Origin of the sequence: Stenotrophomonas maltophilia R551-3 (assembly GCF_000020665.1) — a bacterium.
Lineage (GTDB): Bacteria > Pseudomonadota > Gammaproteobacteria > Xanthomonadales > Xanthomonadaceae > Stenotrophomonas > Stenotrophomonas maltophilia_L.
In genome coordinates this window covers 3,429,627-3,451,951 of sequence record NC_011071.1, presented here as the reverse complement: position 1 = coordinate 3,451,951, position 22,325 = coordinate 3,429,627, and the positions used below count along the sequence as shown (strand labels likewise).

The window sequence follows — 22,325 nt, the reverse complement described above, 5'->3', positions numbered from 1 at the left end:
CGGGCATTGCCCCCTGCATTGAAGAACGAGGTTGAACGATGAGTACTGCTTCGGGCGCCACCAAGACCGGCAAGCTGCGGCTGGGCGGCAGCAACCTCTGGCTGTTCCTGCTGCTGGCATCGATGATCCTGTTCGGCGTCAACACCGGCGTCGCCACCTGGCAGGGCAGCCGCCTGGCCGATGCCGGCTCCAAGGCCGCCGACCTGCAGGTGCTGTCGCAGCAGCTGGCCAACCAGGGCCGTGACGCGGTGGGTGGCAACGCGCAGGCGTTCACCGCCTTCAAGGCCACCCGCAACGCGATCGAACAGAACGTGTCGACCCTGCAGGGGCGCTACGGCAAGGAGCCGGGCGTGTCCGGCGCGATCTCCACGCTGGGTGAAACCTGGGCGCCGCTGGGCAAGCAGGCCGGCCAGCTGGTCGCCAGTGAGCCGGCGGTGCTGGCCCTGGCTGGCAACGCCAACAACTTCAGCGGCGCGGTGCCGGGCCTGCAGGCTCAGCTGAATGAACTGGTGCGTGCGATGTCCGCCTCCGGCGCGCCGTCGGCGCAGGTATACAGCGCGCTGCAACAGGTCGTGGTGGCCGGTTCGATGGCCCGTCGCGTGACCGAAATGCGTGCCGGTGGCAGTGGTGCGGCCACTGCCGGTGATGCGCTGGCACGTGACATCACCGTGTTCTCGCAGGTGCTCGATGGCCTGCGCAATGGCAACGAGGAACTGGGCATCACCGCCGTGCGTGGTGCCGCCGCCGTCGCTGCGCTGGAGCAGTCACAGCAGAAGTGGGAAGCGATGAAGCAGGACGCCGACGCGATCCTGGCCAGCTCGCGCCAGCTGTTTGCCGCACAGTCCGCCGCCACCGCGCTGGGCCAGGGTTCGGCGCACATGCTGGACGACAGCCGCAAGCTGTTCGAAGCGTTCTCCTCGTTCGGTTCGGTGTCCGATACCCGCCTGTTCCCGAATTTCTGGATTGGTGTGGTGTCCGGTGCGCTGTCGCTGATCGCGATCATCGGCTTCGTCTCCACCAACGTGCGCAGCCGCTCGCGCGAGCAGGAGCTGCGCTACCAGACCCAGGTGGAGTTCAACAGCCGCAACCAGCAGGCGATCATGCGGCTGCTGGACGAAATTTCCTCGCTGGGTGAGGGCGACCTGACCGTGAAGGCCTCGGTGACCGAGGACATGACCGGCGCCATCGCCGACGCAATCAATTACGCGGTTGACGAGCTGCGCCACCTGGTAACCACCATCAACGACACCTCGGCCAAGGTCGCGCTGTCCACCCAGGAAACCCAGGCCACCGCCATGCAGCTTGCAGAGGCGGCAGGCCACCAGGCCAACCAGATCACCTCGGCCTCGGACCGCATCGGCGAAATCGCGGCGAGCATCGAGCAGGTGTCGCGCAACTCGGCCGAATCGGCCGACGTGGCACAGCGTTCGGTGGTCATCGCCGCCGAGGGTGCCGGCGTGGTCCGCGAGACCATCCAGGGCATGGACCAGATCCGTGACCAGATCCAGGAAACCTCCAAGCGCATCAAGCGCCTGGGTGAATCGTCGCAGGAAATCGGCTCGATCGTGGAACTGATCAACGACATTTCCGAACAGACCAACATTCTGGCGTTGAACGCGGCGGTGCAGGCAGCTTCGGCCGGTGAGGCCGGCCGCGGTTTTGCCGTGGTGGCCGACGAAGTGCAGCGCCTGGCAGAACGCACCTCGGGGGCGACCCGACGCATCGAAAACCTGGTGCAGGCGATCCAGGCCGATACCAACGAAGCGGTCACCTCGATGGAGCAGACCACTGCCGAAGTGGTGTCCGGTGCGCGCCTGGCCGAAGACGCCGGTACCGCCCTGACCGAAATCGAGCGCGTGTCCAACGCCCTGAACAACCTCATCAAGAACATCTCCATCGCTGCCCAGCAGCAGTCCGCTGCGGCCTCGGACATCACCCGCACCATGGGCGTGATCCGGCAGATCACCGGCCAGACCTCGCAGGGTGCCGGGCAGACCGCCGAATCGATCGGCCACCTCGCGCAGCTGGCGGCCGACCTGCGTCGTTCGGTCGCCGACTTCAAGCTGCCGGCGTGACGCGGACAGGGCGGCGAGCAAGGAACCAGTCGATGAAGCATTTCCATTTCCCACGCCAGAACTCGCGCGGCCACCGCGCGGCGGCGAACGGAGCGCGTCCATGAGCAGTCTGCGCGATGCGATGAGCCACGCAGCGCTGGGCTGGGTCAAGCCCGAGCTGGACGAGACCCTGCGCCAGGTGCGCAACGAGGTCGAGTACTACGCGGAAGATCCCAGCGATGCCAGCCGCATGCGCATCTGCGCCGGCTACCTGCACCAGGTGCAGGGCACCCTGCGCATGGTCGAGCTGTATGCCCCGGCGATGGTGGCCGAGGAGCTGGAACAGCTGTCCAACGCCATCGGTGCCGGCCGTGTGGCCGATCGCGATGAGGCCTGTGCAACCCTGATGCGCGGCAGCGTGCTGCTGCCCGATTACCTGGAGCGCCTGCAGAACGGTCATCGCGATATTCCGATCGTGCTGATGCCGCTGCTCAACGAGATCCGTGCCGCGCGAGGCGAAGAAGGCGTGCATGACAGCGTGCTGCTGGCGTTCGCGCCGGACAGCGTCAGTGCCACCGAGGCCGAGCTGGACCATGCCCGTGGCAGCCTGAGCGGGCGCAACCGCGAGCTGCTGGATACCGTGGGCAGCGCGGTGAAGGAAGAACTGCTGCGCATCAAGGATGCGCTGGACCTGCACCTGCGCACCGGCGGCGCACCGGAGCAGCTGCAGACCCAGGCCAACGAACTTGGCGCCGTGGCAGATACGCTGGGCATGATGGGCCTGGGCGTGGCCCGCGGCGTGGTCGTGCAGCAGCGCGACGCGCTGCGTGGCGTGGTCGAGGGTCGCCAGCAGATCGATGAGAACCTGCTGCTGGATATCGCCGGCGCACTGCTGTACGTGGATGCCTCGCTGGACGACCAGGTGGCCCATCTGGGCGCCGGTGGCAGTGGCGAGGACGATCCGAGCGCGGTCGAGAATCGGCGCACCGTGGAAGTGCTGGCGCATGAAGCCATCGCCAACTTCGCGGCGGCCCGCGAGCATTTCGTCGCTTTCATTGAAACCAGCTGGAACCATGCCGAGCTGCAGGATGTGCCGCGCCTGCTGGGCGATGTCTCCGGCGCGCTGCGCATGCTCGACCTGGGCACTGCTGCCGACTATCTGCGCGGCGTGCAGCAATACATCGAAGCCGAACTGGTCGGCCGCCAGCGCGTGCCCAGTGGCCGCCAGCTGGATACCCTGGCCGATGCCATGGCCAGCCTCGAGTATTACCTGGAGGCGCTGCGCGACCGTCGCCCCGGCCGCGAGGACATTCTCGAGATCACCCGTAGCAGCCTGGAAGCGCTGCGCTATTGGCCGCTGCCGGACCGCAATGCAGCGACGCCTGCCGCAGCCGAGCCGGTGGTGTTCGCATCGCTGCTGGTCGAGCGCGAGCCGGTCGCGGTGGAGACCGGGCCGCTGCAGCCGGAACCTGTCGAGATCGCGGTGCAGCCCGCCGCACCCGCCGCTGGCACCGTACCGGTGCCGCTGCCGGACTTCACCTTCGATCCACCGCCGGTGGCGCCGCCAGAGGTTGCCGACAACAGCCTGATGTTTGGTGCGCTGGGCTCCGCGGCAGTCACTGCTGCGGTCAATGCCGGCAGCGCCGGCGCGACGCCCTTGTCGCTTCATGACGGGGAGGATGCGCCGCTGGTGTTCGCGGCCTCCAGTGCACCGGCACCCGAGGTTCCGCAGTGGGACCTGGCGCCGTTCCATCCGGACGCCGATCCGCTGGCGGTCGCCGATGACGAACGCAGCCCGACCTTCGCCAGCTTCGATCCGGTCGGCTTCGAACAGGCCGATGCCGGGCAGTTCGCTGCGCCGCAGTGGGCGTTGTCCGGGGCGCCGTCGCATGACCTGGCGGATGCCACCACGCTGACCGCTGATGACGCTGGCGATGTTGCGGTATCGATCGACACCGGCTTCGATGCCGCGCCGGTGTTCGATCCGGTTGCAGCCGAGCATGAGGCTGGCGCACTGCCGGACGATGATGTGGTGTTCCGCTTCGATGCCGATGCGCTGGACAACGCCGACGACGTGCTGTCGCTGCACGCGATGGAGACCTTGTCGCTGGACGACGATGCCGGCCTGCTGCCGTCGCTGGAGATCGTCGATACCGCCGCGCCCGTGCTGGTGGACGAAAGCCCCGTGGTTGCCGAAGTCGACGCCGTTCCGGCGGATGTGCCGGAGGACGTGCCCGCGCCGATGGCCGAGGTGCTGACGCCGGCCTCCGATGCACCGGCGCCGGCGGTATCGGTGATTGATATCGACACCATCGCGCCCATCGATTTCAGCGAAGCCGATGCGCAGTTCTTCGCCGAACTGAGCGCGGCGGCCGCCGATTTCAATCCGCAGGCGGCAGCCACTCCCGCCGCTGCGGAAACGCCGGTCGTGGTCGCTGCCGACGCCGGCTTCGAGGCCGGCTTCGATGACGACGCGGAGAACATCGACGAGGACATCCGCGAGGTGTTCCTGGAAGAGTTCGACGACGAACTGGCCAACCTCGGCACGCTGCTGCCGGCATGGCGCATGCAGTTGGACAACATGGACCGGCTGCGGCCGATCCGGCGCATCTTCCACACCCTCAAGGGCAGTGGCCGCCTGGTCGGTGCGCGCACCCTGGGTGAGTTCGCGTGGAAGATCGAAGGCATGCTCAACCGCGTGCTGGATGGCAGCCGCGCGGCCTCGCCGGCGGTGCTGGCGATGGTCGACAACGCCCACGCCGCGTTGCCGCAGCTGAACGCCGCGCTGCGCGATGGCCAGCGCATCAGCGTCGACCTGCAGGCGATGCAGGCCATCGCCGACCGCGTTGGCGCCGGCGAGGAAACGTTCTACGTACCGTTGCCGGTCGCTGCCGCACCGGCAGTGCCGCCGTCTGCGGCCGAAGGCGAAGACGAGATCAGCCGCATCCTTGAGGCCGAAGCGGTGGCATCGGTGCAGGGCAACGCTGGTACGGTGGTTGAAGCAACCGGTACGCCGGCCAACATCGACAGCGTGCTGCGCGAGATCCTCGAGGCCGAGGTGGAAGTCCACCAGGCGACCCTGCAGGACTGGCTGCGCTCGGCGCAGCAGGCACCGCAGCCGGTCAGCGACGCACTGCTGCGCGCGGTGCACACCATGAACGGTGCCTTCGCGATGACCGAAGTGCCGGAGATCACCGCCGTCACCGGGGGCGCCGAGTCCTACATCAAGCGTGCACTGGCCGCTGACGTGGTGCCGGGTGAAGAAGGCCTGGCCGCACTGGATGCGACCGCGCAGGCGATCACTGCGACCATGGACGCGCTGCAGGCCGAACAGCCACGCATCGCACCGCAGGACGCGCTGGTGCAGCGTTTGCAGGCGCTCGCCGGCGAACTGCCGGAAGCGCGCTGGCCGATGGTCGGGCTGGAAGATGAAGACGAAGACCTGGCGCTGGACGCAGAGGACGATGCCGAAGTGCCGGCAGCTCTCGAAGCCCCGTCCGAGCAGGTGCTGGAACCGATTCCGGCCGAGGTGGACGTGGCAGCGGCCCTCGCCACCGCCGACAGTGGGCTGGACGTTGCCGAGCTGACCGCCAGCGATGATCTTTCGCGCTACTTCGATGCGGGATGGCCGTCGGTGCCGGGCGAAGGCGAGCCCGCCGTGATCGCCCCGGACGCACTTGAATCGGTCCAGGTGGACGCGATCGCGGCAATCCCTGCCACGGAGGACGCGGACGCGGAGCCCGCATCGTCGCTGGCCGACGCCGCCGATCTCACCGTGGCCGATGATCTGTCGCCGTACCTGGATGCCAGCGCATTGCCGGTGGATGACCGTGATGCTGATGAGGCAGCGACGTTCGGCGAAGCTGACGCAATCAACCTGAATGCGACGTTGTCCGATGACGCCGATGTCGTTGAAGACAGCTTCCTCGACACACCTGCTGCACTGCCACTCGACAGCGAGCTGTCGAGCCTGCAGGATGAAATGGCTGCGCCGGGTTTTGCAGAACCGGTCACGCTGGCAGCCGCGCTCGAGGCCGGCCTGCACGTGATCGACGAAGAGCAGACCCTGGCCGACGACGGGCATTGGCCCGTACTCGGCCTGCAGGCCAGCGAACTCGCGCCGGGCGAGGCGGAAGCCTTTGCCGAGGATGCGGACGTCGGCGGGGAGGCGGCGGTCGGTGAAGGAGAGAGCGCCGATCAGCCGTCCCCGGCGACGGTGAATGAGGAGATCGCTGCGGAAGCACCGCAGGCCACTGATGAGCCGGTGCGCTTCTTCGAACTCGAAGACGCACCAGGTCAAGGGACGGTGCATGCCGAAGTCGCCGAAGCCGAAGCCAGCTCCCTGGTCATCGACGCGATGCCGGCCGCAGCAGCCGAAGAAGAAACCGAAGACAGTGCAGACACACTCGACTTCAGCGTGTACGACCGCGAGCTGGTCGACATCTTCGTCGAGGAAGGCAAGGACCTGCTCGACCACTGCGATGGCCTGATCAGCGAACTGCGCGATGCGCCACAGGATCGCGAGGCGCTGTCCGGCCTGCAGCGCGACCTGCATACCCTCAAGGGTGGTGCACGCATGGCCGGCATCAATGCCATCGGCGATCTTGGCCACAGCATCGAATCGCTGCTGGAAGCTGTCGCCGCCGGCCGCACCGAGATCGAACGCCGCGACGTGCAGCTGCTGGAGCGTGGTTTCGACCGCCTGCACCAGCTGCTGACCCGCACCGGTGCCCACCGTGTGGTGGAACCTGCACAGGATCTGGTCGAGGCCTTCGAGGTCCGCACCACCACCGATATCGCCGCGGCTGCCGCTGCGGCCAATGCCGCCAGCATGGTCGAAGCCGCATCGGCAACGATCGCAGCTCCGGTCACCGCACTGGCTGATGCGCCGCTGTCGGCGCCGTTGCCGGCCGAAGGCGTGGTCGATGAAGACGCGCTGGCGCGCCCGCAACAGGAACAGGTACGCGTGCGCGCGGATCTGCTCGACCGCCTGGTCAACCATGCCGGTGAAGTGGCGATCTACCGCTCGCGGCTGGAGCAGCAGCTGGGTGCCTTCCGTGGCGCCATGGGTGAGCTGGAACGTACCAACGCGCGACTGCGCGATCAGCTGCGCCGCCTCGATCTGGAAACCGAGGCGCAGATCGTCGCCCGCTACCAGCGTGAGCAGGACCAGGCCGATCAGAAGTTCGACCCGCTGGAGCTGGATCGCTTCTCCACCCTGCAGCAGCTCAGCCGTGCGCTGAACGAATCGGCGGCTGACCTTGGCGGCCTGCAGGGCGTGCTCGATGATCTGTCACGCCAGTACGATTCGCTGCTGCAGCAGCAGTCGCGCGTCAGCTCGGAACTGCAGGATGGCCTGATGCGCGCGCGCATGGTGCCGTTCGATGGTCTGGTGCCGCGCCTGCGCCGCGTGGTCCGCCAGGCCGGCATGGACACCGGCAAGCAGGTCCACCTGACCCTGGAAGGTACCCACGGCGAACTCGACCGCAACGTGCTCGACCGCATGGTCGCGCCGCTGGAACACATGCTACGCAATTCCGTGGCCCATGGCCTGGAAGCGCCGGAGCAGCGCCGTGCCGCCGGCAAGCCGGAGGAGGGCGAGATTGCCATCCGCCTGCACCGCGAAGGCTCGGAAATCGTGCTGGACGTGGCCGACGACGGCGCTGGCCTGGATCGCGAAGCGATCCGCCGCCGCGCTCTCGACCGTGGCCTGCTGGTTGCCGATGCGCAGCCGAGCGAGCAGGAGCTGGACAACCTGATCTTCGCCTCCGGTTTCACCACTGCCGATCAGGTCAGCCAGTTGGCCGGCCGCGGCGTGGGCATGGACGTGGTGCGCAACGAAGTGCGCCAGCTGGGCGGCTCGGTCGACATCCAGTCGGTGCGTGGCCAGGGCGTGCGCTTCACGCTGCGCCTGCCGCAGACACTGGCGGTCACCCAGGCGGTGTTCGTGCAGATCGGCGAAACCACCTTCGCGGTGCCGGTCGCCTCGGTCAGTGGTATCGGCCGCCTGTCGCGCGAGCGTTTTGAAGCCGCCGACAGCAGCTACCGCTACAGCGGCGAAGACTACCCGCTGTACGACCTCGGCAGCCTGGTCGGACAGGCCCCGGCGCGTGCCGATGGCCAGGACCAGGTGCCGCTGCTGCTGGTCCGCGCCGGCGACCTGCGCGCCGCCGTGGCGATCGACCAGGTACTGGGCAACCGCGAAATCGTGGTCAAGCCGGTCGGCCTGCAGATCGCCTCGGTGCCGGGTATCTACGGTGCCACCATCACCGGCGATGGCCGCGTGGTGGTGATCCTGGACGTGGCGCCGCTGGTGCGCCGCTTCCTCGCCAATCCGACGCTGCCGGTACTGGCCAATGCACCACGGCAGGAGCGCCAGGTGCCGCTGGTGATGGTGGTCGACGACTCGCTGACCATGCGCAAGGTCACCGGCCGCATCCTCGAGCGCCACAACTTCGAGGTCAGCGTCGCCCGCGATGGCGTGGAAGCGCTGGAGCGGCTGGAAGAGCGCGTACCCGACCTGATACTGCTGGATATCGAGATGCCGCGCATGGATGGCTACGAGCTGGCCACCGCGATGCGTGCCGACCCGCGCTACAGGGACGTGCCGATCGTGATGATCACCTCGCGCAGCGGCGACAAGCACCGCCAGCGCGCCTTCGAGATCGGTGTCCAGCGTTACCTGGGCAAGCCGTACCAGGAACTGGACCTGATGCGTAACGTGTACGACCTGCTGGGGATCGCCCGTGTCCGTGAGTGAAGCCCATCCGGCCCCGGCCGTTGCCCTGTTGGCCCGCCCCGGCGCCGCGCGCGAGCGCCTGCGTGAGGCGTTGTCGCACGCCGATGTGCAGCTGGTGCTGGAAGAAGACCCCAACAGCCTGGAGCCGCAGGTCCTGCAGCAGGCGCGACCGCAGTTCGTGGTGATCGCCCTGGAGGCGGCCATCGAGGACGCGCTGGAACGGCTGGACACTGTGCTGTCCGCACCTGGCCTGACCCTGGTGTTCGACGAGGCCGAACTGGCCGCACGCCGTGATGGTTGGGAAGTGCAGCGCTGGGGCCGCCATCTGGCCGCCAAGCTGCACGGCCACCAGCAGGTGCTGCCGCCCGGTGCCGAGGAAGAACCCAGCCTGCAGCTGGAACCGGGCCATCCGGCACCGCCGCCCGCGCCACGCGAAGAAGCACTGCAGCCGCACGTGGAACAGGCGCTGAGCTGGGCCGACGACGTCCCGGCCGACAGCCTGTACTCGCCCCCCGCGCACCTGCACGAGCCGATCGCGCTGGAGCAGGCACTGGCCGCGCTGCAGCCGATCGTCCCCGAATCGCTGCAGGCGCCGTCGTTGCCGCCAGCGATGGCCGAGCCTGCCACTGCCGCACCGCTGGTCTCCTTCGACCACACGGCGTGGTCGCTGGTCGATGACGTGGCGGATGCACCGGCCGCTGCTGCCAACATCGCTGCGGTCGAAGCGGCACCGCCCTCGTTCGATACCGATCACCTGAGCCTGGTCGATCTGGACGCTGCCGCGCCGGTCGGCGCGCGCGCCGGATCGCTGCTGGTGCTGGCCGGCATCGGTGGCCCGGATGCGCTGCGGCGCCTGCTCGGCGCACTGCCGGCGTCGCTGGCCGTGCCGGTGCTGGTGCACATGCGGCTGGATGGTGGTCGTTACGGCAACCTGGTCAAGCAGATGGCACGGGTGTCGCCGTTGCCGGTGCAGCTGGCTGAAGCCGGCCAGCGCGCCACGCCCGGTGAAGTGCACGTGCTGGCCGATGACATCGGCGTGCAGGCGGCCGGTGATGGCCTGCATTTCATCAGCAACGCACAGGGCATCTCGATTGCCGCGCTGCCGGCGGAACACACGGCGCTGGTGCTGCTCAGCGGCGCCGACCTGGTCCACGTCGGCCCGGCGCTGGACCTGGCTGCCGCCGGCGCCTGGGTGGCCGGGCAGGTGGGCGAGGGCTGCTATGACCCCGCCACAGCCACCGCTGTGGTTGCCGCCGGTATGGTCGCGGGCGAACCGCAGGAACTGGCGCAGGCGATTGCCGCGCGCTGGGGTGAGCAGGACGACAACGGAGAGGCACCATGAGCTATGCCAGCAATGACGAAATCCGCGGCGTCCTGATCCAGGCCGGCAACGCGCGCGTGCTGCTGCCCAATGCCACCGTGGCCGAAATGATGTCGCGCGTGCCGGTGCAGCCGGTCTCCGATGCGCCGCGCTGGCTGGTCGGCGAGATCGGCTGGCATGGTTGGCAGGTGCCGCTGGTGTCGTTCGCACGTCTTTCGGGACTGGGCGAAGAAGCCGTGGGCGGCCACAACAAGGTGGTGGTGCTGAAGGCCCTCAGCGGCAACGCGCAACGCCCGTACTACGCCCTGCTGACGCAGAACTTCCCGCAGCTGATTTCGGTGCCGCGCGATGGCCTGCTGGCCGACGCCTCGGAGGAAACCCTGCCGGACATCGTGCACATGCGTGTGTTGCTGGGCGAGCAGAGCGCACTGCTGCCGAACCTGGACGCGTTGGAAGCGGCGCTGGATTCGCTGGCCGCCTGAAAATCCGCCGGGCGTGGCCCGGCGCTACCTCAGGCGTTCCGGATTCCCGGTAGCGCCGGGCCATGCCCGGCGAGCGCAGCGGTCGCGCGATCCGTCGCCTTACCCCAGATCGCCCAACCGCGCCTGCAGCGCCGCGATCGCGGCCAGCCCGGCGGTCTCGGTACGCAGGATGCGCGGCCCCAGCTGCAGGCCCTGGAAGCCCGCGGCCGCCAGTTGATCACGGTCGCGTGGCGACCACCCCCCTTCCGGACCGATTGCAATCACGATGCCCCCGCCAGGCGCGGCGTCCAGCGTCGACAGCCGGTGCGCACCCTGCGGATCCAGGGTCAACCGCAGCGTATCCACCGGCAGCGCCGCTGCCGCCTGCGCAAGCGACAGCGGCGGGCCCACCTGCGGAATGCGCGCGCGCCCGGACTGGCCACAGGCTGAGGTCACCACGTTGTTCCAGTGCGCCACGCGCTTCTCCGCGCGTGCTGCATCGAGCTTCACCTCGGTGCGCTCGGCGTTGACCGGAACGATCGCCGCCACGCCCAGCTCGGTGGCCTTCTGCAGGATCAGGTCCATCTTCTCGCCGCGGGCGATGCCCTGCAGCAGGGTGATCGCCAGCGGCGATTCGGTGTCGATGGCCTGCACGGCGTCGATGCGCACCTGCACTTCGCGCTTGCCGGCCACGGTCAGCGTCGCGCTGTAGTCGTGGCCATCGCCATTGAACAGCACACAGGTATCGCCCTCGCGCAGGCGCATCACCCGTACCAGGTGGTTGGCGGTCTCTTCCGGCAGGGTCACGGTCTGGCCGCTGTGCAGCGCCAGGTCGATGGGGCAGCGGGTCACGCGCATGCAATCGCCTCGTCAATCGCCGCCAGCGTGGTATGTGCCAGCAGCTCCAGTTGTTCGTCATCCACGCAGTAGGGTGGCATCCAGTACAGCACGTCGCCCAGCGGGCGCAGTACCACGCCGCGTTTGAGCGCGGCCTTGTAGGCGTTCAGGCCCAGCCGCATGGCCGGGTCGAACGGTGTGCGCTTGTTGCCATCGCGCGACAGCTCGAACGCCACCACCATGCCGGCCTGGCGCACATCGGCCACGTGCGGATGGTCGCTGAACGGTGCCGCCAGCGTGCCCATCACCGAGGCGATGCCGCGGTTGCGGGCAATCACATCGTCGTCGCGGAAGATGTCCAGCGTCGCCAGCGCGGCCGCACAGGCCAGCGGGTTGCCGGTGTAACTGTGCGAATGCAGGAACGCCCGCTCGCGCGAGTCGTCGAGGAACGCGTCGTACAGCGCCTGCGTGGCGAGCACGGCGGCCAGTGGCAGGAAACCGCCGGTCAGGCCCTTGGACAGGCACATCAGGTCCGGCATCACCCCGGCCTGCTCGCAGGCGAACAGGGTGCCGGTGCGGCCAAAGCCTGCGGCGATCTCGTCGGCGATCATGAATGCACCGTGCGCATCGCACAGTTCGCGCACGCGCTGCAGGTACACCGGGTCGTGCATCCGCATGCCGCCGGCGCACTGCAGGCGCGGTTCCAGGATCACCGCGCAGATCTCGCCCGGGTGCTGGTCGAACAGCGTGGCCAGGCCATCAGCGGCCTGCCGGGCGCGGTCGGCCGCACTCTGCCCTGGTTCGGCCAGATAGGCATCGGGCGAGGGCGCGAACAGGCCTTCGGCCAGCAGTGGCGCATAGACGCGGCGGTACAGCGGGATGTCGCCCAGTGCCAGCGCGCCCAGGGTCTCGCCGTGGTAGCCGTTCTCGAGAGCGATGAAGCGCGTGCGGCGCGGCTCTCCGCGGTTCTGGAAATACTGGAACGCCATCTTCAGCGCCACTTCCACGCCGGCTGAACCGTTGTCGGCATAGAACACCTTGGCCAGCGGTTCGCGGCCGGGCTGGCGTGGTGCCAGCGCCAGCAGGCGTTCAGCCAGGGTGATCGCCGGCTCGTGGCCGAAGCCGGCCAGCATCACCTGTTCCAGCTGCCCGGCCTGGGCGGCGATGGCGCCGCCGATGCGCGGCTCGGCATGGCCGAACAGGTTGGTCCACCAGCTGCTGACCGCGTCCAGGTAGCGGTTGCCGTCGTGGTCGAACAGCCAGGCACCCTGGCCGCGTGCGATCGGGACCAGTGGCAGGGTGTGCGGATGCTCGCGCATCTGCGTGCACGGGTGCCACAGCACCTTCAGGTCGCGTTGCCGCCAGTGCTCGACCAGCGGGGAGGGGGTTGGGTCTGCTAGCATTTCGGGCTCATGAACATGTTGCTGCCTGCACATTCTATCGGCCCCGGCGCAGGCGCCGGCCGCCGCGGAGATTCCGCATGAACGATGACCGTGGCGGCCGTCGCTTGCCGATCATCCATCGGATCACCGATGAAGAGAACGGTCCCTTCCAGCGCCAGCACCTGGACCTGGAGTTCTCCAATGGTGAACGCCGCCGTTTCGAGCGCCTGGTCAGCCGGGGCCACGGCGCGGTGGTGGTGGTGCCGATGCTCGATGACGAGACCGTGCTGCTGGTACGTGAATACGCTGCTGGCATGCACCGCTACGAGCTGGGCCTGGTCAAGGGCCGGATCGACGCCGGCGAGACCCCCGAACAGGCGGCCGACCGCGAGCTGAAGGAAGAGGCCGGCTACGGTGCACGCCGGGTCGACGTGCTGCGCGCGATGACGCTGGCCCCGACCTACATGAGCCATCAGTCGTGGCTGGTGGTGGCGCGGGACCTGTACCCGGAAAAGCTGGCCGGCGATGAGCCGGAAGAACTGGAAGTGGTGCCGTGGAAGCTGGCCGAGCTGGACCAGCTGATGCTGCGCGAGGACTTCTCCGAGGGACGCTCGCTGGCGGCGCTGTTCATCGCCCGGCAGTGGCTGCAGGGAACGCGATGATCAAATTGACCACGGACCTGCGCGAGACCGCCATCGCCATCGCCCAGGAAGCCGGACAGGCCATCATGCAGGTATATGCCGATGGCTTCGACGTGCAGCTCAAGGACGACAACAGCCCGGTCACCGCCGCCGACCTGGCCGCCAACCAGGTCATCGAGCAGGGCCTGCAGCAGCTGACCCCGGATCTGCCGATCCTGTCCGAGGAGTCGGCCCAGGTCACGTGGGAGCAACGCCGTCATTGGGGCGCCTACTGGCTGGTCGACCCGCTGGACGGCACCCGCGAGTTCATCAAGCGCAACGGCGAGTTCAGCGTCAACATCGCATTGATCTACCAGGGTGCGCCGGCCTTCGGCGTGGTGCTGGCGCCGGTCACCGGCATCGTCTGGCATGCCATGCGCGGTGAGCTGGCATACCGTCGCCAGGGCCTGCACGACACCGTGCTGCGTACCCGTACGCCGGCCACCGCACCACTGCGGGTCGCCGCCAGCCGCTCGCACCGCTCGCCGGAAACCGAAGCGCTGCTGGCGCGGATGGGCCGCATCGAAACCATCGCGCAGGGCTCATCGCTGAAGTTCTGCCGGATCGCCGAAGGCGGGCTGGATGTCTATCCCCGGCTGGGCCCGACCTCCGAATGGGACACCGCCGCCGGCCAGTGCGTGCTGCACGCCGCCGGTGGCGCGGTGCTGTCGGCGGCGACCGGCAAGCCGTTCCGCTACAACCGCCGCGAGACCCTGTTGAACGGTGATTTCATTGCCCTTGGTGACACCAGCCTGCCCTGGCGCGACTGGTTGTCCGATTGACCCTGGAGACCGCATGAGCGCGCACGACACCCCCACCACCGGCAGTGCCGCCAGCAACGAACTGGAACGCCTGCTGTCGATCATGGCGCGCCTGCGCGATCCGCAGGGTGGCTGCCCCTGGGACCTGGAGCAGAACTTCGCGACCATCGCCCCGTACACCATCGAGGAAGCCTACGAGGTGGCCGATGCCATCGATCGGGGCGACCTCGATGATCTCTGCGATGAGCTGGGCGACCTGCTGCTGCAGGTGGTGTTCCATGCGCGCATGGCCGAGGAGCAGGGCGCCTTCGCCTTCGCCGAGGTCGCGCGCGCGATCAGCGACAAGATGCAGCGCCGCCACCCGCACGTGTTCGCCGATGTCAGCGTCGATGACGCCGACGGGGTGACGCGCAACTGGGATGCGATCAAGCGCGCCGAGCGTGTGGCCAAAGGCGAGCAGGACACTTCCGCGCTGGCCGGCATCTCGCGCGGCCTGCCGGAATGGCAGCGGGCAGTGAAGCTGCAGTCGCGCGCGGCCAAGGTCGGTTTCGACTGGCCGGGCCCGCTGCCGGTGCTGGACAAGGCAGCTGAGGAACTGCAGGAACTGCGCGAAGAGTTCGAGCGCGGCGACATTGCCGGCAACAAGGCGCGCCTGCAGGAAGAACTGGGCGACCTGCTGTTCGTCTGCGCCAACCTGGCCCGGCACGCCGACATCGACCTGGGTGCTGCGTTGCGTGGCGCCAACCACAAGTTCGAACGCCGCTTCCGCGCGATGGAAGCACAGGCCGAAGTGCAGGGGGAAGCGCTGTCCGCGCTGGACCTGGATGCGCAGGAAGCGCTGTGGCAGCACGCCAAGGCGGCGGAGAAGGCGTGAAGACACTTGCGCTGTTCCTGCTGACCGCGCTGGCCGAAATCGTTGGCTGCTACCTGCCGTGGTTGTGGCTGCGCAAGGGCGGCAGCATCTGGTTGCTGCTGCCGGCGGCAGCCAGTCTGGCCCTGTTCGCGTGGCTGCTGACCCTGCATCCAACCCCCAGTGGCCGCGTCTATGCCGCTTACGGTGGCGTCTATATCGGCACCGCGCTGTTCTGGCTGTGGCTGGTCGATGGCATCCGCCCCAGCCGCTGGGACCTGCTCGGTGCCGCACTTTGCCTGGCCGGGATGGCGGTGATCATGTTCGGCCCGCGCGCGCCTTCGGTGTAGAGGCGAGTCATGCTCGACTCTACAAAGGCAGCGCCACCGGATCATGCACTGCCTTGTCAGAATCGGCCACGCCGTCCAAGCCGCTTTCCCTCCCAGAAAGGCGCATGATGACGGTGACCACGGCCCCCGGAGCATGCGCATGTCCCGTTTCGCCAGCTTCCGTGAGTTCTATCCGTTCTATCTGGACGAGCACCGCCACCCGGTGTCGCGCCGGCTGCATTTCATCGGCAGTTGCGGGGTGCTGCTGCTGGTCGCTGCCGCGATCCTGCGCGGCCAGCCGCTGCTCCTGATCGGCGCTCTGTTCTGCGGTTACGGGTTCGCCTGGTTCGGTCATTTCTTCTTCGAGAAGAACCGCCCGGCCACTTTCCGGCATCCGCTGTATTCATTCATGGGCGACTGGGTGATGTTCGTCGACATCCTGCGCGGGCGGGTGCCCTGGTAGCTTCGCTGTGCCCGCCGCCCCCACGCGCTATGCTGGGGCCTGGACGTCATAGATAAGGAAAGCGCGATGTTCCCGACCATGTTCTTCACCGTGGTACTGGCCTTCGTGGCCGTGGTGATCCTGTTCAAGGCGGTGCGGATGGTGCCGCAGGGGTATGAATGGACCGTCGAGCGCTTCGGGCGCTACACGCACACCATGACGCCCGGCCTGCACTTCCTGATCCCGATCGTCTATGGGGTGGGCCGCAAGGTGAACATGATGGAGCAGGTGCTGGATGTGCCCAGCCAGGAAGTGATCACCAAGGACAACGCCGCCGTGCGCGTGGATGGCGTGGTGTTCTTCCAGGTACTCGATGCGGCCAAGGCCGCCTATGAAGTGGCCAATCTGGAAGTGGCGATGATCGCCCTGGTACAGACCAACATCCGGACCGTGATCGGTTCGATGGACCTGGATGAATCACTGAGCCAGCGCGAAGTGATCAATGCGCAGCTGCTGAGCGTGGTCGACCATGCCACCAACCCGTGGGGCGTGAAGGTCAACCGCATCGAGATCCGCGACATCCAGCCGCCGCGCGACCTGCTGGATGCGATGGCGCGGCAGATGAAAGCCGAGCGCGAGAAGCGCGCGCAGATCCTTGAGGCAGAGGGTTCACGGCAGTCGGAGATCCTGCGCGCCGAAGGCGAGAAGCAGGCCACGGTGCTGGAGGCCGAAGGCCGCCGTGAAGCGGCGTTCCGCGATGCCGAGGCCCGCGAGCGCCTGGCCGAGGCCGAGGCCATGGCGACCAGGGTGGTGTCGGTGGCGATTGCCGAGGGTGACGTGCAGGCGATCAATTACTTCGTCGCCCAGAAGTATGTGGAAGCCTTCAAGGAACTGGCCAGTTCGCCGAACCAGAAGCTGGTGCTGATGCCGATGGAGGCCAGCGGGGTGATCGGTTCGATTGCCGGCGTGGCTGAGCTGGCCAAGCAGGCGCTGGCCGACCAGGACAGCAAGGCCGCCAGCAAGCGGCCACCACCGATCGGAGGCTGACATGCGCTGGGAAGTCGTAGGCTGGGGCGCCCTGGCACTGCTGCTGTTCGCGGCCGAGGCGCTGGCACCGGGGGCGTTCATGCTGTGGATCGGCATCGGCGCGGCGGCGGTGTTCGTGCTGGTGGCGGTGTTCGGCGATATCCCGCTGCTGTGGCAGGTGGTTGCCTTCGTGCTGTTGAGCGTTGTCTCGATCCAATGCTACCGGCGCTGGGGGCGGCCCCGCGCCCGGCCCAGCGACGCGCCGCTGCTCAACCGCCGCACGGAACAACTGATCGGCCGGGTGGTGGCACTGCAGCAGGGGATCGTTGATGGCCATGGGCGGGTCAGCATCGACGACGCGTCCTGGCAGGTGACTGGTCCGGAACTGCCTGCAGGCGCGTGGGTGAAGGTGCTCAGCGTGCAGGGCACGGTGCTGGTGGTCGAGGCCGCAGGCCGCCCCCTGTAGAGCCGAGCCCACGCTCGGCTTCCACACGAAGAGCAGCCGAGCATGGGCTCGGCTCTACAGCTCCGGCGCTGCGCTGCGGCACACCTGCGGGCGACCGATCTGGGATAATGGGGATTCTTGTTTCCTCTGCTGCCGGACCCGGTCATGACCCAGAAGACGCTGCTCAACGATACCCACCGCGCCCTTGGCGCCAAGATGGTCGATTTCGGGGGTTGGGACATGCCCATCCACTACGGCTCGCAGCTGGACGAACACCACCTGGTGCGTCGTGAGTCCGGTGTGTTCGACGTCAGCCACATGACCGTGGTCGACCTGCGCGGTGACCAGGTCAAGCCGTTCCTGCGCCGCCTGCTGGCCAACTCCGTGGACAAGCTGAAGGTGACCGGCAAGGCCCTGTACTCGTGCATGCTGAATCCGCGCGGCGGCGTCATCGACGACCTGATCGTCTACTACCTGGGCGACGATTTCTTCCGCATGGTGGTCAATGCCTCCACCCGCGAGAAGGACCTGGCCTGGCTGCGCGAGCAGGCTGCGCCGTTCGGCGTCACCGTCGAGCAGCGCCCGGACCTGGCCATCCTCGCCGTGCAGGGCCCGCAGGCGCGCGACATCGTCATCGGCCTGGCCCGCGAAGCCGACCGTGCAGCGCTGACCAAGCTGGGCCGCTTCGCCGCGCTGCAGGCGCAGTCCGACGATGGCATCGAGCTGTTCGTCGCCCGCACCGGCTACACCGGTGAAGATGGTTTCGAGATCCTGCTGCCGCAGGACGCCGTGGTCGCGTTCTGGAATCGCCTGCTGGCGGCGGGCGTGAAGCCGGCCGGCCTCGGCGCACGCGACACCCTGCGCCTGGAAGCCGGCATGAACCTGTATGGCCAGGACATGGACGAAGCAATCAGCCCGTACGAAGCGGCGCTGGCCTGGACCGTGTCGCTGGACGAGGGCCGCGACTTCATTGGCCGCGACGTGCTGGAAGCGCAGAAGGCCGCAGGCAACGCACGCCAGATGATCGGCCTGGTGATGGACGAGAAGGGCGTGCTGCGTCATGGCCAGGCGGTGACCACCGCCGGTGGCCAGGGCGAGATCCTGTCCGGCACCTTCTCGCCGACCCTGGCCAAGGGCATCGCCTTCGCCCGCGTGCCGGCCGGTGAACTGGGCCAGGTCACCGTCGATATCCGCGGCCGGCAGGTGCCGGTGCGCGTGGTCAAGTTCCCGTTCGTGCGCGAAGGCCAGGCCCAGCCCGGCGTGCTTGGCGACGCGTGATCCAAACATGCCGGTCGTCACTGACAGCAGTGGCGGCCGGTTGGTTACACTAGCCCCGTTTTTTCCACCCCTGCATATCTCTGGAGCAGTCCCATGAGCGAGATCCCCGGCGACCTCAAGTTCCTCAAGTCCCATGAGTGGGCCCGTGTCGAAGGCAATGGCCGCGTGACCGTCGGTATTTCCGACCACGCCCAGGGCCTGCTGGGTGACCTGGTCTACGTCGAGCTGCCCGAAGTCGGCGCGACGGCCAAGGCCAACGAGCAGATCGCAGTCGTTGAGTCGGTGAAGGCCGCCTCCGACGTCTACAGCCCGGTCAGCGGCACCATCGTCGAGGTCAACTCGGCGCTGTCGGACAAGCCGGAAACCATCAACGAAGATGCCTACGGCGACGGCTGGATGTACGTGGTCGAACTGTCCAACGCCGAAGAACTCAACGAGCTGCTGGATCCGGACGCGTACGCCGAAGCACTGGAAGACGAAGACCACTGAGTCGTCGCTTCCGGGTTCGGACACGGCCACCTTCGGGTGGCCGTTTTTGTTTTGGCGACCGTGCCTGGCTCATGACGACGGGTTCGCTGCATGCCCTCTGCACGGCATCAGAGGGCGGACGAACGGCATGGAAGGGCATGCGCAGTTTTGCGCAATTCCGCGTTTCCACCCCGCGTTGGCGCGCCCGGATGTGAAAACTTTTGATCCCCTGTTGCGGCGCCGTTGTGCTGGCGTTGGCGGCAGCGTCGAAGGTCACTGACGATGCATGTGTGCTGTGGCGACGAACATGCACGCTTCTGCGCAGAGTGCCTATTTCAAGTGTTTTTTGTTCAACGATTGCGTTTGCGTTGTCGCAGGCAACGTGCGTGCACGGCACTTTGGCGGTCGCTGCAGGCGGGCCGCAGCGACCGTGCAGGCGCCACCGCGGACGGCGCGGATGTGAAAATTTTTCGCGGGGGTTGTTGACAGTAAAAAAAACCGTGATTAGGTTTCGCCTCAGCAGACCTTGCCTGCCCAACCGAGTGCGCAGAATCAATCGTCCGATGCGAAGCAGCCCCTTCAAGACCACCGCGACCCTGATGACGGTGGACATGGCCCCGCTTCCCCCGGAGAAATGCAAGGTACCTCCCGTTCCGATGCCCGCTCCGCCGATCGAGGCGGGCATTGCCGCATCCGTAACGGCGCGCCTGACGCGCCGGCGGTCCCCGCACGCAGCATCCGCGGGTTTGATCCACCTGGGCGTTTCAACTCCCTATCACTGACGAGGAGCCATCCCATGGCAACCAAGAAAGCTGCGAAGAAAAAGCCCGCCGCCAAGAAAGCGGTGAAGAAGGTCGCTAAGAAGGCCGCTGCCAAGAAGGCAGTGAAGAAGGTCGCGAAGAAGGCGACCGCCAAGAAGGCAGTGAAGAAGGCTGCGAAGAAGGTCGCCAAGAAGACCACTGCGAAGAAGGCAGTGAAGAAGGCGGCAAAGAAGGTAGCCAAGAAGTCCACTGCCAAGAAGGCCGTCAAGAAGACCGCGAAGAAGGCCGTCAAGAAGGTAGCCAAGAAGGCCACCAAGAAGACTGCCAAGAAGGTCACTGCCCGCAAGCCGGCCAAGAAGGTCGCCAAGAAGGCAGTAAAGAAGACTGCCAAGAAGGCCGTAAAGAAGACTGCAAAGAAGGCGGTAAAGAAGACCGCCAAGAAGGCAGTGAAGAAGACCGCGAAGAAGGCCACCAAGAAGGCTGCCCCGAAGAAGGCAGCGAAGAAGGTTGCCAAGCGCAAGCCGGCCGCCCGCAAGAAGAAGGCTGCTCCGGTCGCTCTGCCGGCAACCCCGGCGCCGCTGATCTAAGTACTTCCCGATAGCCGCATCCTGAAACCCCTTCCCTGTTGCCCAGCAGGGAGGGGGTTTTTTTATGCTCGGATGTCGGTTGCGAACGCGGTCGGCAAGGGCGGAAAACGCTCCACCAGGAAGTCGAGGAAGCTGCGCAGGCGGGTTGAGCGGTAGCGGTCGTGGGCGTAGACCACGTGCATCGGCCGACCGGCCTGACCGTGCTCGGGGAACAGCTGCACCAGGCGCCCGGCGTCGACATCCGCAGCCAGCAGCAGGGTCGATTGCAGCACGATGCCCAGCCCATGCAGTGCGGCCGAACGCAGTGCTTCGCCGTTGTTGATCTGCAGCCGGCCATCGGGCGTTCGGTCGAGCTCGCCAGCGCCGGCCTGCAGCCACTGCGCGAGCGCGCTGGGTTCGAAGGACAGGCATTGATGCGAGGCGAGCGCCGGCAAGGTATCCGGGGTGCCGTGGCGTGCGAGGTAGGCCGGCGAGGCGCACATCATCAGGCGATACGGGGTGAGTGCGCGTGCCACCAGCTCGCTGCTGCCGGCCAGCGTGCCGATGCGCAGCGCTGCTTCGAAGCCTTCCTCGGTCAGGTCGACCACGCGGTCGGTCAGCGTCGCCTCGACACGGACGTCCGGGTAGCGGGCCATGTACTCGGCCAGCGCCGGCACCAGTGCATGGGTACCGAAGATTACCGGGGCGCTGATGCGCAGCGTTCCTGCGGGTGCCAGCTGCTGATGCTGGGCCTGCGCATCGGTCTCGTCCACCAGGCGCAGGATCTCCTTGCAGCGCGCGTAGTAGTCCTCGCCGAACGGCGTCATGTGCTGGCGCCGGGTGGTGCGGCTCAGCAGCTGCATGCCCAGGCGTGCTTCCAGCGCACGCAGGTGCTTGCCGGCCATCGTCGCGGAGATATCCATCGCCGTTGCTGCAGCACTGAGGCTGCCCCTGTCCACGATCAGCACGTAGACCTGCATGCTCTCCAGCAGGTTCATCTGACACCCCGGGTGTTGAATGCTGAAACCTGCGCGGAGTTTATCAATCAGTGGTGATCAAAGAGCATGCGCTGCACGGGCCGGATGTGCCGGCCATGCTCACAGGAGAACACCATGGACTTGAACCTCGAAGGACGCACCGCGCTGGTCACCGGTGCAGGCAGTGGCATCGGTGCCGGTGTCGCCAGGTTGCTGGCGGCGCAGGGTGTGCGTGTTGTGATCAGTGCACGGCGCGCGGAGCCGCTGCAGGCGCTGGCGGCGGAAATCGAAAGCGGTGGCGCGCCCGCGCCGGTCATCGTGCTCGGTGATGTCACCGATGCCGATGATGTGCGCCGCATCGCCGATGCCTCGCTGGCGGCGCTGCAGCGCGTGGACATCCTGGTCAACGCGGCTGGAGGAGGGCGGCCGACCACGGTGGATGCGGGCGACGATGTCTGGGAGGAAGCCATGGCCTTGAACTTCTCTGCAGCACGCCGCCTGACCCAGGCACTGCTGCCGGCGATGCAGGCGCAGGGCTGGGGGCGGGTGATCAACCTCAGCGGTTCGATGGAGCCGCGCGCGGTGAACGCTGCCACGGCGGCGAAGGCGGCGTTGCATCTGTGGAGCAAAGGGCTGTCGTCGGCGCTGGCCACACAGGGCATCACGGTCAATGCAATCGCGCCGGGACGGATCAACAGCGCGCAGATCCGGAACCGCCTGCATCCCACCGAGGAAAGCCGGCGTGAGTTCATCGAACGCAACATTCCGATCGGGCGTTTTGGTGATCCGGAGGAGGTGGCGCCGCTGGTGGCCTTTCTGGCCTCGCCGCTGGCCGGGTACATCACCGGCGCGGTGATTCCGGTGGACGGCGGCATGCACTACTTCGCGCATTAGCCCGGCGTTTGTAGAGTCGAGCCATGCTCGACTGCCCTTCGCATCTGTAGAGTC

18 protein-coding genes are annotated in these 22,325 nt (G+C 67.3%); 15 read left to right on the top strand and 3 right to left on the bottom strand.

Annotation, left to right across the window (positions count from 1 at the left end; all coding sequences use genetic code 11):
* Positions 1-38 precede the first annotated feature (38 nt).
* From SMAL_RS15690 to SMAL_RS15675, 4 genes are all read left to right on the top strand, one after another.
* Positions 39-2,075 carry a methyl-accepting chemotaxis protein gene (locus SMAL_RS15690; protein WP_006385328.1) on the top strand — a complete coding sequence of 679 codons (2,037 nt, stop codon included), beginning with the start codon at positions 39-41 and terminating at the stop codon, positions 2,073-2,075.
* 100 nt (positions 2,076-2,175) lie between these two features.
* A complete protein-coding gene (locus tag SMAL_RS15685; RefSeq protein ID WP_012511875.1) occupies positions 2,176-8,814 on the top strand; it encodes an Hpt domain-containing protein in 6,639 nt (2,212 codons plus the stop codon).
* A complete protein-coding gene (locus SMAL_RS15680) occupies positions 8,801-10,135 on the top strand; it encodes a chemotaxis protein CheB (protein WP_012511874.1) in 1,335 nt (444 codons plus the stop codon). The genes SMAL_RS15685 and SMAL_RS15680 overlap by 14 nt, the downstream gene beginning before the upstream one ends.
* A complete protein-coding gene (locus SMAL_RS15675; RefSeq protein WP_006385148.1) occupies positions 10,132-10,596 on the top strand; it encodes a chemotaxis protein CheW in 465 nt (154 codons plus the stop codon). Before SMAL_RS15680 ends, SMAL_RS15675 begins: the two co-directional genes overlap by 4 nt.
* Before the next feature lie 99 nt (positions 10,597-10,695).
* On the opposite strand, the gene SMAL_RS15670 is transcribed toward SMAL_RS15675, so the two are convergent.
* Entirely contained in the window at positions 10,696-11,433 is a 738-nt protein-coding gene (locus SMAL_RS15670; protein WP_012511873.1) for a 16S rRNA (uracil(1498)-N(3))-methyltransferase, read from the bottom strand.
* On the bottom strand, positions 11,424-12,815 hold the full coding sequence (gene bioA / locus SMAL_RS15665) for an adenosylmethionine--8-amino-7-oxononanoate transaminase (protein WP_012511872.1): 1,392 nt from the start codon (positions 12,813-12,815) through the stop codon (positions 11,424-11,426). The genes SMAL_RS15670 and bioA overlap by 10 nt, the downstream gene beginning before the upstream one ends.
* Positions 12,816-12,892: 77 nt before the next feature.
* Between bioA and nudE the strand changes: the two genes are divergently transcribed.
* The 10 genes from nudE to SMAL_RS21140 all read left to right on the top strand — a co-directional run bounded on the left by nudE (position 12,893) and on the right by SMAL_RS21140 (position 20,421).
* Positions 12,893-13,456: an ADP compounds hydrolase NudE gene (gene nudE, locus SMAL_RS15660; protein ID WP_012511871.1), complete on the top strand. Its 564-nt coding sequence runs from the start codon at positions 12,893-12,895 to the stop codon at positions 13,454-13,456.
* Positions 13,453-14,256, top strand: coding sequence for a 3'(2'),5'-bisphosphate nucleotidase CysQ (gene cysQ, locus SMAL_RS15655; protein ID WP_006385123.1), 804 nt, complete (start codon positions 13,453-13,455; stop codon positions 14,254-14,256). The genes nudE and cysQ overlap by 4 nt, the downstream gene beginning before the upstream one ends.
* Before the next feature lie 13 nt (positions 14,257-14,269).
* Positions 14,270-15,109 carry a nucleoside triphosphate pyrophosphohydrolase gene (mazG, locus tag SMAL_RS15650; protein WP_006385122.1) on the top strand — a complete coding sequence of 280 codons (840 nt, stop codon included), beginning with the start codon at positions 14,270-14,272 and terminating at the stop codon, positions 15,107-15,109.
* Positions 15,106-15,435 carry a YnfA family protein gene (locus tag SMAL_RS15645; protein ID WP_012511870.1) on the top strand — a complete coding sequence of 110 codons (330 nt, stop codon included), beginning with the start codon at positions 15,106-15,108 and terminating at the stop codon, positions 15,433-15,435. The genes mazG and SMAL_RS15645 overlap by 4 nt, the downstream gene beginning before the upstream one ends.
* 139 nt (positions 15,436-15,574) lie before the next feature.
* Positions 15,575-15,877, top strand: a complete 303-nt coding sequence (locus SMAL_RS15640) for an Mpo1-like protein (RefSeq protein WP_006385112.1) — start codon at positions 15,575-15,577, stop codon at positions 15,875-15,877.
* A 66-nt stretch (positions 15,878-15,943) separates the two neighbouring features.
* A complete protein-coding gene (locus tag SMAL_RS15635) occupies positions 15,944-16,903 on the top strand; it encodes an SPFH domain-containing protein (RefSeq protein ID WP_012511869.1) in 960 nt (319 codons plus the stop codon).
* 1 nt (position 16,904) lies between these two features.
* Entirely contained in the window at positions 16,905-17,348 is a 444-nt protein-coding gene (locus tag SMAL_RS15630) for an NfeD family protein (RefSeq protein ID WP_006385101.1), read from the top strand.
* A gap of 144 nt (positions 17,349-17,492) precedes the next feature.
* Positions 17,493-18,605: a glycine cleavage system aminomethyltransferase GcvT gene (gene gcvT / locus SMAL_RS15625; protein WP_012511868.1), complete on the top strand. Its 1,113-nt coding sequence runs from the start codon at positions 17,493-17,495 to the stop codon at positions 18,603-18,605.
* 93 nt (positions 18,606-18,698) lie between these two features.
* Complete coding sequence (gene gcvH, locus SMAL_RS15620) at positions 18,699-19,094, top strand: glycine cleavage system protein GcvH (protein ID WP_012511867.1); 396 nt, start codon at positions 18,699-18,701, stop codon at positions 19,092-19,094.
* 775 nt (positions 19,095-19,869) lie between these two features.
* Complete coding sequence (locus SMAL_RS21140) at positions 19,870-20,421, top strand: hypothetical protein (RefSeq protein WP_006384881.1); 552 nt, start codon at positions 19,870-19,872, stop codon at positions 20,419-20,421.
* A gap of 62 nt (positions 20,422-20,483) precedes the next feature.
* Here the strand turns inward: SMAL_RS21140 and SMAL_RS15610 are convergent, their stop codons facing one another.
* Positions 20,484-21,398 carry a LysR family transcriptional regulator gene (locus SMAL_RS15610; protein ID WP_006384880.1) on the bottom strand — a complete coding sequence of 305 codons (915 nt, stop codon included), beginning with the start codon at positions 21,396-21,398 and terminating at the stop codon, positions 20,484-20,486.
* Positions 21,399-21,512: 114 nt separating this feature from the next.
* Here SMAL_RS15610 and SMAL_RS15605 point away from each other — a divergent pair, with 114 nt between their 5' ends.
* On the top strand, positions 21,513-22,271 hold the full coding sequence (locus SMAL_RS15605) for an SDR family NAD(P)-dependent oxidoreductase (protein WP_012511866.1): 759 nt from the start codon (positions 21,513-21,515) through the stop codon (positions 22,269-22,271).
* Positions 22,272-22,325 lie beyond the last annotated feature (54 nt).